The sequence below is a fragment of the Demequina oxidasica genome, assembly GCF_000975115.1.
Lineage (GTDB): Bacteria > Actinomycetota > Actinomycetes > Actinomycetales > Demequinaceae > Demequina > Demequina oxidasica.
The window spans coordinates 368,513-381,995 of the sequence record NZ_BBRE01000003.1 but is presented as its reverse complement, the minus strand read 5'-3'; the positions used below and the strand labels follow the sequence as shown (position 1 = coordinate 381,995).

General features: G+C 64.8%; 9 protein-coding genes. 6 read left to right on the top strand and 3 right to left on the bottom strand.

All coding sequences use genetic code 11. The features are described 5' to 3' along the window. The coding region (locus AOP77_RS10640; RefSeq protein ID WP_152649860.1) for a hypothetical protein at nt 1-1,318 on the bottom strand (1,318 nt) is incomplete at its 3' end. A gap of 343 nt (nt 1,319-1,661) precedes the next feature. Between AOP77_RS10640 and AOP77_RS10635 the strand changes: the two genes are divergently transcribed. Further along, the gene (locus tag AOP77_RS10635; protein ID WP_062213433.1) at nt 1,662-4,547 is read left to right on the top strand and encodes an FAD-binding and (Fe-S)-binding domain-containing protein; all 2,886 of its coding nucleotides are present in this window, start codon (nt 1,662-1,664) and stop codon (nt 4,545-4,547) included. Nucleotides 4,548-4,658: 111 nt separating this feature from the next. On the opposite strand, the gene metX is transcribed toward AOP77_RS10635, so the two are convergent. Then, nucleotides 4,659-5,855: a homoserine O-acetyltransferase MetX gene (gene metX / locus AOP77_RS10630; RefSeq protein WP_236685818.1), complete on the bottom strand. Its 1,197-nt coding sequence runs from the start codon at nt 5,853-5,855 to the stop codon at nt 4,659-4,661. A 245-nt stretch (nt 5,856-6,100) separates the two neighbouring features. On the opposite strand from metX, the gene AOP77_RS10625 reads away from it, so the two are divergent. Then, nucleotides 6,101-7,585 (top strand): C40 family peptidase, encoded by a 1,485-nt coding sequence (locus AOP77_RS10625; protein ID WP_062213432.1) that lies wholly within the window; start codon nt 6,101-6,103, stop codon nt 7,583-7,585. Between the two features lie 96 nt (nt 7,586-7,681). Here the strand turns inward: AOP77_RS10625 and AOP77_RS10620 are convergent, their stop codons facing one another. Beyond that, nucleotides 7,682-8,203 (bottom strand): inorganic diphosphatase, encoded by a 522-nt coding sequence (locus tag AOP77_RS10620; RefSeq protein ID WP_062213429.1) that lies wholly within the window; start codon nt 8,201-8,203, stop codon nt 7,682-7,684. A 66-nt stretch (nt 8,204-8,269) separates the two neighbouring features. On the opposite strand from AOP77_RS10620, the gene dacB reads away from it, so the two are divergent. From dacB to ftsH, 4 genes are all read left to right on the top strand, one after another. Continuing rightward, the gene (dacB, locus tag AOP77_RS10615) at nt 8,270-9,697 is read left to right on the top strand and encodes a D-alanyl-D-alanine carboxypeptidase/D-alanyl-D-alanine endopeptidase (protein ID WP_062213427.1); all 1,428 of its coding nucleotides are present in this window, start codon (nt 8,270-8,272) and stop codon (nt 9,695-9,697) included. 34 nt (nt 9,698-9,731) lie between these two features. Continuing rightward, a complete protein-coding gene (gene tilS / locus AOP77_RS10610; RefSeq protein ID WP_062213425.1) occupies nt 9,732-10,739 on the top strand; it encodes a tRNA lysidine(34) synthetase TilS in 1,008 nt (335 codons plus the stop codon). Nucleotides 10,740-10,753: 14 nt separating this feature from the next. After that, complete coding sequence (hpt, locus tag AOP77_RS10605) at nt 10,754-11,293, top strand: hypoxanthine phosphoribosyltransferase (protein ID WP_062213501.1); 540 nt, start codon at nt 10,754-10,756, stop codon at nt 11,291-11,293. A 92-nt stretch (nt 11,294-11,385) separates the two neighbouring features. Then, the gene (gene ftsH, locus AOP77_RS10600; protein ID WP_084622549.1) at nt 11,386-13,482 is read left to right on the top strand and encodes an ATP-dependent zinc metalloprotease FtsH; all 2,097 of its coding nucleotides are present in this window, start codon (nt 11,386-11,388) and stop codon (nt 13,480-13,482) included. The last annotated feature ends 1 nt before the right edge of the window (nt 13,483 follow it).

Genomic DNA, 13,483 nt, shown 5'->3' with positions numbered 1-13,483 from the left:
CTTGTCCGTCAGGGTCGTTCAACGTGATCGTGTAGTTCAACGTCGGAACGTTCTCCACACACTCAGCAACAACCGTGCCAGACAACACCGGGTCTGCACAGTCGCCGCCGTAGAGGAAGAACCATTGGCCGACGCCGGCCTCATGCACGAGCAGTGCCTGGTCCTCGTCCTTGTTGAGGACATCGTCCGCCCACAGTGCGGAGATCTCGGCAGGCGTACCCATGTACTTGTCGACCTGGTACCAGACGCCGCACTCTGGAACAAAGTCGTCGCTGTATTCGCCCACGTAGTCCTGGGGGAAGATCGAATCCCGTGGCGAGTTGCAGTCCGTCGACGGCAGCCCCATGGCGCTCTTGCCTACCTCGTTCAGCGAGGACTTGAGGCTATCCTTGCAGTCGCCATTGACCTTCCAGATGTGCCACTGCATGACCTTCTCTGGCTCGTTGGGCGCACATGAGGGGTCGTTCTCTGTCGCCGTATCCGTCTCGGGATTGCCAAATGTCTTCTCGCCTAGGACCCACTTGCCATCTTCGAGGACGTGCGGTTGAGTCCATGGAGTAGTAGTCACCTTGTAGGTGCGTGTCCCATCAGCAGGCTCTGTGCAGAAGTTTTCGCGTTCAACCTTCTCGCCGGATTTGTCGGCTGGCTGTTCGGGAAGGCAGGGTTCGTCACTCAGTTGAATCTTGAACTTCAGCTTGCCGCGTTGTGATGGCTTCCAGTCGCCCGAAACTTCTCCCCACTCGACATTGTGTCCCGCGAGTTCTGCGTAGACATAGCCATTTTTAAAGGTGTAGGTGACGCGATCGGTGTTTGAGGGAAGAGTGAAGTCGTCATTCTCGGTACCGCACTCGTCCACGATCACGGGAAGTTCTGGTGAGACTTTTTCCTTGGGCTCGGCCGGCACCTTGCAGCGGGCGTCGAAAATTGCCTGGCCGGTAGTCCACGGGAATGCGCCACTGGTGCCGAGGTTCTTGCCGGGGAAGCCGGGGAAGGCCGGGATGATGTCGTTGTCGTGGTCACCGTGACCGTTGAAGTCGATCTGGTTGTTCACTGCGTTGTAGGACACCCAATGGTTGTCATTGGCGAAGGGGTGCGAATCACTTTTTGTCGCGTGACAGATCTGCACTTTCTCGTTGTTTGACTGGTTCTTCGATTCTTCAGGAACCGTCTTCGAGTCCTCCGGGTGACTCTGAGTCTGATCACCCTGGTCGCTGCCCGTGCCTTCGCCCTGCGTGGCGTAGGTCGGACCCGCGAATGTCACGGTGAGTACGAGCGCGAGAACCAGCGCCCACATCTTCTTGTAGCCCCTCAGCTTCATGATGATCTTCCTCCCAAGACGCGGCACGCCGTCGTCGGTGACTGCGCACGAATGCCGTTAAGCGCCACGCTAGGACTGACCACAAGCGGGACACAGTCGTCCGAATCGAGAGCCTTACGTAAGTGACGTGAAGATACTCGTGTGAACAATGTGACAAAAGGGATCTACGGGTGCAGCGTGTCGGAGTTTCGCTTTTGTCCCCAGGACGCTAAGTGCCTGGGGATTCCCTGGGATGCGACAAAAAGGACATACCGTACAGGATTTGGCCGTGTCGCGCTGATTTGATCTCGCACCGGGTGCAGAGTGCAAAGGCCCGCGCCCACGCCCGTGTCAGAATGAACGAATGACCTCGCCCCCCACCCGCTCCGACCTCACAGCGGAGCTCGTAGCGGCCGTGGATGGAGAGGTCGACTCGAGCGCACGCCGCCGTGCGGAGTACTCCACGGACGCCTCTAACTACCGCGTGGTGCCAGAAGTAGTAGTGTTCCCGCTCGACGCGGATGACCTCGTGGCCGCCATCGCCACCTCGCGCGCTGCAGGCTCTCCCATCACTATGCGAGGCGGCGGCACGTCCATCGCCGGTAACAGCATCGGCCCCGGGGTAGTCATAGACACGTCGCGTCACATGAACCGCATCCTGGACGTTGACCTCGAAGCCAAGACGGCTCGCGTGCAACCCGGAGTGGTACTGACGGATTTGCAGAAGCTTGTGGGTCCGGCGGGGCTCCGGTTCGGCCCCGACCCCTCGACGTCCTCGCGTGCGACCCTGGGAGGAATGCTAGGCAACAACGCCTGCGGCCCTCACGCTGTCGCCTACGGAAAGACCGCGCAGAACGTGCAGTCCATCAGCGTGCTCGACGGCGCTGGCCGGCGCTACGAGGCCGCAGACAGCCTGTCTGTGGTGCCTGGACTGGACGAACTGGTCGCCGCCAACCTTGCGATGATCCGTACTGAGTTTGGTCGCTTTGGCCGCCAGGTAAGCGGCTACTCGCTGGAGCACTTGCTCCCCGAGCACGGGCACTCGCTCGCGCGCTTCCTGGTGGGCACTGAGGGCACGCTCGCCACTACTCTCGAGGCCACGGTTAATCTCGTTGACGTAGCTCCCGCACGCCTCATGGCTGCATTCGGCTACGACGACATGCCCGCAGCGGCCGATGCAGTGGTCCCCATGCTCGCCCACTCGCCCGATGCAGTGGAGGGCCTGGATGCCCGTTTGGTTGAGAAGGTGCGGCGCGCGAAGGGCGCCAGCCCCGTCCCCGACCTTCCCCCAGGGGCTGGATGGCTTTTCGTCGAGATTGGCGCTGCCACCGAGGCGGAAGCAGAGGCGCGTATGGCGGCGCTTGCCGCTGATGCTGGCACCAGAAGCGTGCGGATCGTCCGGGACCCCATTGAGGCCGCGCGCCTGTGGGGGATCCGGGCGGATGGCGCCGGCCTGGGCGGACGCACGTCAAAGAATAAGGAGGCGTGGCCCGGTTGGGAGGACGCAGCCGTGCCGCCCGAGAAGCTCGGCACTTACCTGCGCGAGCTCGACAAGCTCATGGAGAAGTACGGAGTAGAGGGCGAACCCTTTGGCCACTTTGGCGACGGGTGCATCCACCTCCGTATTGATATCCCACTCCAAGAGGACGGCCGTGTTCTGCGCGCGTTTATGGAGGACGGTGCGGCACTGGTGACGAGCCTGGGTGGGTCGCTGTCCGGCGAACACGGCGACGGTCGCGCCCGCGGAGAACTCCTCAAGGTGATGTACTCCGCCGCTGCGATCGACGCGTTTGGCCAGGTCAAGGCGCTGTTTGACCCGTCCGGCAATCTTAACCCGGGTATCATCGTGGATCCTGCCCCGCTGGATGCGAACCTAAGGCGACCCGCGGCAAAGAAGACCGCGCCATCGGCCGGAGGCCTTGCCTTCGCGCACGACCATGGCGACTTGACCGAGGCCGTCCACCGTTGTACCGGCGTGGGAAAGTGTCGTTCCGACGCGGTGACCTCTGGCACTGGCTTCATGTGCCCGAGCTTCGCGGCGACGGGGGATGAGAAGGACGTCACGCGTGGGCGCGCGCGGGTATTACAGGACGCGATCAACGGCACGCTCGTGGGCGGGCTGACGGCACCGGAGGTGCGTGAAAGCCTCGACCTTTGCCTCAGCTGCAAGGCGTGTTCGAGCGACTGCCCCAGCGGTATCGACATGGCCGCCTACAAGGCCGAGGTTCTGCACCGTACGTACAAGGGCAAGCGTCGCCCTATGGCTCACTATTCAGTCGGCTGGCTACCTCGTTGGCTCAAGGTGGTCGGCGTGGCCCCGCGGGTCGTGAATGCGCTCGCCAGCCCCAAGTGGATTCAGCGTGCGCTGGTCAGTGGGGCCGGCATGGACACCAGGAGATCACTGCCTACTTTCGCCGCTCAGCCCTTCCGGCGCAGCATCGCCGCGAAGACGCGTGCTGCCAAGGACAACCCCGCCAACTCGGCCGATGCTGGGGTTGCGCTCGGCATCGAGGGCCACAGTGAGCGCCGACGGGTGGTGCTGTGGGCGGACTCGTTCACAGATGGACTTGACCCACAGATTCCCACTGCCATGGTGGCGGTGTTAGAGGATGCGGGCTTCGAGGTGATCGTCTCCGCTGGGGATGCGTGCTGCGGCGTTACTTGGATATCGACCGGGCAGCTGGACGCCGCCCGCAAGCGACTCAATGGGCTGCTCGAGGTACTCGGGCCATACGCCGTCAACGGCATTCCGATCATCGGCGTGGAGCCCTCCTGCATGGGAGTCCTGCGCGGGGACCTGACCGAACTGCTTCCGGATGACCCTCGCGCGCACGCCGTCGCCAACGGCACCTACTCGCTTGCCGAGGTGTTGACTGGCCGCGCCCCGGTCAAGCCCGCCAACCGCTGGCAACCGCCTCGCCTGGATGACGTCACCGCCGTGGTCCAGCCGCACTGCCACCAGTATTCCGTGATGGGATACGCGGCGGACCGCGACCTACTGGCGCGCGCCGGCGCGACGGTCACTGAGGCATCGGGCTGCTGCGGGCTCGCCGGCAACTGGGGGACCGAGAAGGGCCACTACGACGTGTCCGTCAAGGTCGCGGAGAACTCGCTGCTACCCAGGCTACGCGAGGCCCCCGAGGGTGCGATCTACCTGGCTGACGGGGTGAGTTGCCGCACCCAGGGCAGTGATCTCGCCGGTGTCAACGGCCGTCACCTTGCCGAGTTGCTCGCTGAGCGCATTCTGTAGCCGTCGCCGAAATGGGCCGGCGCTCGCCCGCCGGTGAACAGTCGCGGGCGGTGCGGGTCGGAACCCGGCCGACCCCGTCGACTACGCGCCAAAAGACGTGCTGATCGGCGACTAGAGCTTCTGCTCGAACGCGGCCATGAATGCGTTGAGCTGACCAGACTCCACCAGGAAGCCGTCGTGTCCCACGGGGGAGTGGACCACCTTGACGCCGTGCGAGCCTGACAGTGCGGCATCCAGGCGCTCCGAGTTGTGCACGGGGTATAGCCGGTCGCTGTCAACAGCCACTATCAGTGCCGGCACGTCGACATCAGCCAGCGCAGCTTCGACGCCGCCTCTTGCGCGACCGACGTCGTGCGACTGAATCGACTGCGCGAGTCTCACGTAGGTGTTGGCGTCGAACCGTCGCGCGAGCTTGCGCGCGTGGTGAGCGAGGTAGCTTTGCACGGCAAACTGGCCGCCGCGACCCACGGGATCGCTGTCGCCTTGATAGGAACGGCCAAAGCGCTCGCCGAGTTCACCCTCGGACCGGTATGTGGTGTGGGCGATCATGCGCGCGATGCCTAGGCCGGTGTGGGGGCCGTCGCCGTCCGCTGCGCCGTAGTAGTCGCCGCCACGGAACTTGGGGTCTGCGGAAATCGCGGCCAACTGAGTAGTCGACCACGCGATCTGGTCCGCAGTCACGGCCGCAGTGGAACCGACGGGAGCAATGGCACCTACGCGGCCCGGAGCCATGACGGTCCATTCGACGGCGCGCATGCCACCCATGGAGGGGCCGGCGATGAGTCGCCACCGGGCAATCCCCAGGTGGTTCATGACGGCGATCTCCGCGTTGACCATGTCACGCATGGTCACGTAGGGAAAACGCGAGCCCCACGGTTCACCGTCCTCGGGGTGAGCTGAGGCCGGGCCAGTGGTGCCTTGGCAGCCACCCACCACGTTGGCGGAGACGATGAAGTGGCGCGTGGGGTCAATGGGCTTCCCGACACCCACCATGGCGTTCCACCAGCCGCCGGTGATGTGCCCAGGCTCGGCTGGACCAAAGACGTGGCTGTCTCCTGTGAGCGCGTGCGCAACATAGATGGCGTTGTCGCCCGCTGTGTTGAGCTCGCCCCAGGTTTCGTATGCCATGCGCACGTCGGGCAGCACGCCCAGCGGGTCGGCCTCTAGGGAGAGGTCCCCAATGTTGACGAATTGGCGTCGACCAGGGTTGTCGCCCTCGCGCCAGGCCGCCGAGGCGGGAATGGGCGCGCCGGAGCCGGGGCCCTCATCTGCCGCCCATGCGTCTGTTTCAATGCCGTCGTCATCCATACCGCACACAAGACTAGGGCACGCGCGCACTTGAGTGGCCAACCGAGTGTGCCGATGAAGTGAACGGGCACCCGAGCCCTGGGAAATCGCTACGTCTCTCTTGCCACCCGCAGGCACTGTGACAAACCCGACACGAGCATTCATGTTTCGCATGTGACAATTGGGACGTAGTATCGATGAACACCCTTTCTCTCCACGGCGGGACAAGGGTAGGCAAGCCAGTACGCGACAGCAGGAGGCCGGTAGTGCGACCATCAGTCCAGGCGACTACGCCCTCCCGCGTCTTGTCCGTTCGTGGCTTTGCGGCCCGAACACGCCGCTCCGTCGCCGCAGCATCGGCCGTCTTGGCCGTGAGCGCGACCATGGTGATCGCGTCACCGTCGACTCCCGCCGATGCGGTGGGTTACCCCGGCCAGGATGAGATTGAGGCGGCCCAGGCCGCCGTTTCCGATGCGCAGTCAGGAGTTGCCGAACTCGACAACGCCATGGCAGGGCTCGAGGACGCGCTGAATGAGGCGGACACTGCCGCCATGGTGGCGGAGAACAACGTCACCGACGCCCAGGTTGCGAAGGACGAGGCGGACGCCGAACTCGAGGACGCAAAGGCGAAGTCAGCCGAGGCCGACGCGGCCCTCGCAGCGGCACGCGACAACCTCGCCACCGTCGCGATGGATGCCTACCGCACCGGCGGCGGCATGAAAGAACTCACCGCGATTGCCTCCTCGAACGGTTTCGATGACGTCATCGCCAAGTCCGAGGCGGTCGAGCGTTCCTCCTCGGAGGCTGACTCACGCGTTCAGACCGTCAAGGCTGCCGAGATTGTCTCAAGCACCATGCGGACCTACGCGGAGGAGGCAGCCACCAAGGCCGCCGAGGCTCAGCAGGCGGCCATTGACGCTGCGGCCACGGCCGAGGAGTCACGCAAGCAGGCCCAGCGAGCTGTAGACCAGGTGGCCAGCGCCCGCACAGAGGCAATCAACCGACTCGTGAGCCTGCGCAACTCAAGCGTCGCGCTCGAGCAGCAGCGTCAGGACGGACTCGCGGAAGAACGCCAGGCGAGCGCCCGCAAAGCACTAGAGGCCAAGGCCGCGGCCGATGCTGAGGTGGCCAACGCCGCCGAGCAGACCAGCAACGTGCGCCCCAACCCGGTGCCACGCCCCACGGAGTCCCCGTCCACCGACGATTCGAGCGAGCCCACGTCGACCTCGAATCCCAAGCCGACCGCCACGAAGGACCCGGCTCCGGCAGAGACCAAGGACCCGGCTCCGGTAGAAACTAAAGACCCGGCTCCCGTAGAGACCAAGGACCCGGCCCCTGCGCCAGACCCCGACCCCACCTGGAACTCCAGCTCCTCGCAGGGCCAGACTGCGGTCGCTCACGCGCTGACGCTACAGGGCAAGCCGTACTCGCAGACCAAGGACGGGGGCGTGGGGCCCACCTACTATGACTGCTCGGGACTTACCCAAGAATCCTGGGCGGCAGCGGGTGTGTACATCCCGCGCACCTCAAGCAGCCAGTACTACGCGACCACCAAGGTGCCGTTCTCGCAGGCCCGTCCCGGTGACTTGATCTTCTGGAGCTCGAACGGCTCAGGCAGTGGCATCTACCACGTTGAGGTCTACATCGGCGGTAACCAGGTGATGGGTGCCCACAAGCCCGGGACTCCCGCGCAGATCAACTCACTGGCGTATCGCATGTACAACCTCATGCCGGTCGTCGGTCGCCCGTAACGCAGCCTTAAGTAACGCCGCAATAGCAAACGCCGCCGGGCGCCTGAGGCGCATCCGACGGCGTGAGCCGGCGCCAGTATCGGCGCCCTGAAATGACTAGTGCTGCGGCGGGCTGAGCGGGTTGAGGTGCTCAAACGGCGTGCCCTTGGCACGGGCGAAGGACGCAGTGATCTCCGCCTCGGCCTCCTCGCGGCTTACCCAGTGCGCGCCCTCGACGGACTTGCCTGGCTCGAGGTCCTTGTAGACCTCGAAGAAGTGCTGCACCTCGAGGCGGTGGAAGTCGCTGACGTCCTCGAGCTCCTGGCGCCAGGTTTGGCGCTGGTCACCTACGGGAACGCACAGCAACTTGTCGTCGCCGCCAGCCTCGTCGCGCATACGGAACATGCCCAGAACGCGGCAACGGATCTGGCAGCCAGGGAACGTGGGCTCCTCGAGCAGGACGAGCGCGTCGAGCGGGTCACCGTCTTGGCCAAGCGTGCCATCAATGAATCCGTAGTCGTCCGGGTAACGGGTCGACGTGAAGAGCATCCGGTCTAGGCGGATGCGGCCGCTCTCGTGGTCGACTTCGTACTTGTTTCGGCTTCCCTTGGGGATTTCAACCGTGACATCAAATTCCATGGCGCTTCCTTACGTCCAATGTGGGGGTTCCTGGGTACTAGTCTGGCGCATGTTGGGAGGTGTCGTGTGCGACGCAAGGTTTGGGCAGGAATTCTGACCCCGGTCGTGGTGCTTGGCGGGCTTGGCGCGTACGCGTGGGCCGACGCTGAGGACCTAGTTCCGGGCGTCCTCACGACGGCGGAAGACAAGCTACCTCCAGCCCCATTCCTGACTGCCGAGCCGGTTGCGGCGGTGCCGCCCACGGCCGGGCCCGTCACGGATTTGGATGGCGACGCGCCGATGCCGCCGAAGGCTACCGTTGACGCGCTCGCCAAAAAACTTCGCGACGACGAACGCACCGGCGAGTCCACGAATGTGTCCGTTCTTGACTACGTCACGGGCGAATACCTCGGCGGGATCTCGGCGACGGACAGTCAGGTGCCTGCCTCCACCACCAAGCTGCTGACCGCCGCGGCCGGACTCCACGCGCTAGGTCCCGACTTCACGACCACCACCGAGGTCACCTGGGACCCCGCGACAGCGACTCTCACCTTGATGGCGGGCGGCGACCTCATGCTTGCCGCAGGTGAGGGCCACCACGGGGTGGGTCACGAGGACGAGCTCGACGAGGCCAATGGGTGGGCAGGATTGGGCGACCTCGCGCAGTTGGTGCGCACGGAGTTAGGCGACAGCGCGCCGGCCACAATCAACGTCGCGGTAGACGACTCTGCGTTCCCCGGTCCCGCGTGGCCGGAGGCGTGGCCCGAGTACGCGCGCGTCAACGGCTACGCCGCCCCCGTCACGGGCATCGCGGTCAACGTCGCACGGCTTGAAGGAGACGGCTACGGACCGCGCCACGACGACCCGTCGCTCGCGGCCGCCAACGACTTTGGCAAGGCGCTCACCGGCGTCGGCTTCAACGTCGGGGACGTCAACCACGGCACAAATCCAGCCGATGCTGCGGTGGTCGCCTCCGTAGAGTCGGCACCTTTGAGCCTCGTCACCAAGTATTTTCTCGCGGTATCCGACAACACAATCTCCGAGGTCGTCGCCCGAGTGCTCGCACTCGAGACTGGGCAGGCGGTCAACCCCTCCGGCGCGGCAGCGGCCACCATCGCGCAGCTACGGGACATGGGTGTTGACACCAAGGGACTAGCGTTATTCGATGGCGCAGGCTTCTCAGAGAACAACCGGATCGCGCCGTCCCAGCTCACGTCGACGTTGGTGAAGGCTCGCACCGATCCCAACAACGTCGACTTGGTGAACTTCATGGCGCTCGGCGGACTCGAAGGCACCGTCGAGGAGCGGTACGAAGGTACGAGCGCAGCTGGCTATGTGCGGGCCAAGACGGGCTCGCTTACCGGCGTGACCACGCTCGCGGGCATCGTGACCACGGCCGATGGCCGCGTCCTCGCGTTCGCGACCATGGCAGACGGAATGCCCTACGGCCAGAGCCGTCCGATGGGGGCGATCGATGACTTCGTGACGGCCCTTGCCGACTGCGGATGTCAGTGATGCCGATATCGATCATTATGCGGAGGACGGCTACATGACCGGCCCGCACCCGTCCGTCGCCGCCACCAGGGTGGCCGTCCGTGAGGCCCTGCACGGCTACGACATCGGTACCCGCATCTGGGTAGCGTGCAGCGGTGGCCCCGACTCGCTTGCGCTTGCCGCTGCAACGGCCTACGTGTCGCGCAAGGAGGGCTACTTCTCCGGCGCCATCATCGTGGATCACGGTATTCAGCCGGACAGTGCCGAGGTGGCACAGCGCGCAGCGATGCAGGTCAAGAAGGCTGGCATCCACCAGGTCTTCGTGGAGCGCGTCGTGGTGGGCCGTGACGGCGGCCTCGAGGCGGCGGCGCGCACAGCGCGCTACACCGCGATCGAAGAGCGGGTGAGTGCCGAGGGCGGCGTGGACCCGCACATCCTGACCGGCCACACCATGGATGATCAAGCGGAGACGGTGCTGCTAGCCCTCGCCCGTGGTTCCGGTGCGCGCGCGCTGAGTGGCATCCCGGCACGGCGCGGACGGATCATCCGCCCGTTCCTCTCTATCCGGCGCAAGGACACCGTCACGGCGTGCCAGACGCTCGGGCTTGACCCGTGGATGGACCCCACCAACGAGACCGACGGTGGGCCCAAGCGGTCCGCGCTGCGCGGCAAGGTCATGCCCGCGCTGGTGGACGTTCTCGGGCCCGGCGTCGTGTCAGGACTCGCGCGCTCGGCCGCCATGCTGCAAGCCGACGCGGACGAACTGGAACGCCAGGCCAGGGCGACACTTCGCAAGTCTGCCGCCGCCTCATCGTCCGATGACGACTGGCGGTGCGATAACCTCGCGGCGCTACCCGACGCGATTCGCTCGCGCATGCTGAAGATGCTCGCGGAGAGCAAGGGTGCCGGCCCGCTGACCGCCGCGCATGTGCGCATGCTCGACAAGTTGGTGATGCAGTACAAAGGCCAGGGCGCGGTTGCGTTGCCGGGTGGCTACGAAGCGCGGCGCGAGTATGGCAGGCTAATCATCTCCGGCACCGTCGACCTTGGGAGCAACGAGTGAACGCGCAATACGACATGGACGACTTCACCCGCATCGCGGTCAGTGAAAACCAGATCTCTACCAAGCTCGACCAGATTGCCGCGCAGATTCGCGAGGACTACGCGGGCAAGGATTTACTGCTCGTAGGGGTGCTCAAGGGCGCGGTCATGGTCATGGCAGACCTGGCGCGACGTTTGCCGCCGCATGTGCAGATGGACTGGATGGCAGTGTCCTCGTACGGCTCGGGAACCAAGAGCTCCGGCGTGGTGCGCATCCTCAAGGATCTGGATGCTGATCTCGACGGCCGTCACGTGCTGATTGTCGAGGACATCATCGACTCCGGCGTCACGCTGTCTTGGCTGCTAGGTAACCTGCGTTCGCGAGGCGCCGAGTCCGTCGAGGTGGCGGCACTGCTGCGCAAGCCCGACGCAGCGACGGTCGACATCGACGTGAAATACGCGGGCTTCGACATCGCGAACGACTTTGTCGTGGGATATGGCCTCGACTTCGCGGAGAAGTACCGCACTCTGCCTTTCGTGGCGGTGCTCAGCCCTACCGTCTACGGCGAGGCGTAGCTACCCGCTGCTCGTCGCCGCGCGGACTCGTTTCCCGCTGATGGCGAAACCTGTCCACGACGTCAGCGGCCTCGCGTAGAGTTCTGTTCACCATGAAGAAAGTCTTTAGCCTGCGCCGTCTCATTCCGCTGATCCTTATTGCCGTCGTCATCGGCTGGCTGGTCTCCGGATTGTTTGCCCCCAAGGTCGACTCGATTGACACCTCGGAGGGGCTCGCGCTCCTGTCCGCCGGTGCGGTGGAGCAGGTCAAGATCGTGGACGGTGACCAGCGCGTCGAAATGACGCTGCTCGAGGACCTACCGGCGGACTCGCCCGAGGAGTGGGCAGAACTGTCCGACAAGGTCCAGTTCTTCTACGTCGCGCCGCAGGGCGACACGGTGGTGACGGACGTGGCGCAGGCGGATCCCCCCATGGGCTACAACTCTGAGGTTCCCAAGACCAGTTTCTTGACCTCGCTGTTGTTTACGCTGCTCCCGATTCTGCTGCTCGTTGGACTCTTCTGGTTCATCATGAGCGCGATGCAGGGTGGCGGCGGCGGCCAGGTCATGAAGTTCGGCAAGTCCAAGGCCAAGATGGTCACGCCGGACACCCCCACCGTGAAGTTTGAAGACGTCGCGGGTGTAGACGAGGCCGTCGAGGAGCTGCGAGAGATCGAGGAGTTCCTCGAGACCCCCGCCAAGTTCCTGGCCGTGGGCGCCAAGATCCCTAAGGGCGTGCTGCTGTACGGCCCTCCCGGAACCGGCAAGACTCTGCTCGCGCGCGCCGTCGCGGGCGAGGCCGGCGTGCCGTTCTTCCACATTTCCGGATCCGACTTTGTCGAGATGTTCGTGGGCGTCGGTGCGAGTCGCGTGCGTGACCTCTTCGAGCAGGCAAAGAAAAACTCACCCGCCATCATCTTCATCGACGAGATCGATGCTGTCGGACGCCACCGCGGCGCTGGTATGGGAGGCGGGCACGACGAGCGCGAGCAGACCCTTAACCAGATGCTGGTGGAGATGGACGGCTTTGGCGCGACCACCAACGTCATCATGATCGCGGCGACCAACCGTCCCGACATCCTCGATCCGGCATTGCTGCGCCCTGGCCGTTTTGACCGTCAGGTGGGCGTGGATGCGCCCGACCTCAAGGGCCGCCAGAAGGTGCTCGAGGTGCACGGCAAGGGCAAGCCGCTGGGACCGGACGTCAACCTCGACCTCATCGCGCGCCGTACCCCTGGTTTCACCGGTGCAGACCTCGCGAACGTCCTCAACGAGGCGGCGCTGCTGACCGCGCGAAGCGACCTCACCATCATTGGCGCCGAGCAGCTCGACGAGGCAATTGACCGCGTCATTGCCGGGCCGCAGAAGCGCACCCGAATCATGAACGAGCACGACAAGCGAGTGACGGCGTATCACGAGGGTGGTCACGCTCTGGTCGCTGCCGCCATGAACGACACGGACCCGGTCACCAAGGTGACCATCCTGCCGCGCGGTCGCGCGCTTGGCTACACGATGGTGATGCCCCAAGAGGACCGCTACTCCAAGACTCGCAACCAGCTGCTCGACAACCTGGCGTACGCCATGGGTGGGCGCATCGCTGAGGAACTCGTATTCGGCGACCCGTCAACGGGGGCTTCAAACGATATTCAGCAGGCCACCGACATTGCGCGCAAGATGGTCACCGAGTACGGGCTCAGCTCCAAGGTGGGCTCCGTCCGTCTTGCCGGTAGCTCGGGTGAGGTTTTCATGGGCCGCGACATGGGCCACGGCCGGGACTACTCGGAGCAGCTCGCCTCGGTGGTCGACAGCGAGGTGCGCGACCTGCTCGACAACGCGATGGCTGAGGCTGTCCTGGCGCTCAGCACCAACCGCAAGCTGCTCGACACTCTGGCCGAGGAGCTCCTTGAGAAGGAGACGCTCGCCGAGGACGCTCTCGCCGAGATCTTCGCGAAGGTGAAGCGCATCCCCACGCGAGACGAATGGGTCAGCGGCGACTGGTCGCCCGCTGTCTCTCCCGCGCTCAAGCGGGCTCGTGCGACCAGCGCCAAGGCTGGCACGGCCGATGCTAAGAAGGCTCCTGCCAAGAAGGCGCCCGCTAAGAAGGCCGCGCCCAAGAAGCCCGTAGAGAAGCCCGCCAAGAAGCCGGTCGAGCCCAAGTCAGAGCCGACGGATGCGGAAACGCCGCCGCCGCCCGCGACCGACGCCGACTAGG

Bases quoted from the DNA above. Each gene is read 5' to 3' on its own strand.
- AOP77_RS10635 (WP_062213433.1), top strand. From the start codon at position 1,662: ATGACCTCGCCCCCCACCCGCTCCGACCTCACAGCGGAGCTCGTAGCG.
- metX (WP_236685818.1), bottom strand. From the start codon at position 5,855: ATGGATGACGACGGCATTGAAACAGACGCATGGGCGGCAGATGAGGGC.
- AOP77_RS10620 (WP_062213429.1), bottom strand. From the start codon at position 8,203: ATGGAATTTGATGTCACGGTTGAAATCCCCAAGGGAAGCCGAAACAAG.
- tilS (WP_062213425.1), top strand. From the start codon at position 9,732: ATGACCGGCCCGCACCCGTCCGTCGCCGCCACCAGGGTGGCCGTCCGT.
- hpt (WP_062213501.1), top strand. From the start codon at position 10,754: ATGGACGACTTCACCCGCATCGCGGTCAGTGAAAACCAGATCTCTACC.
- ftsH (WP_084622549.1), top strand. From the start codon at position 11,386: ATGAAGAAAGTCTTTAGCCTGCGCCGTCTCATTCCGCTGATCCTTATT.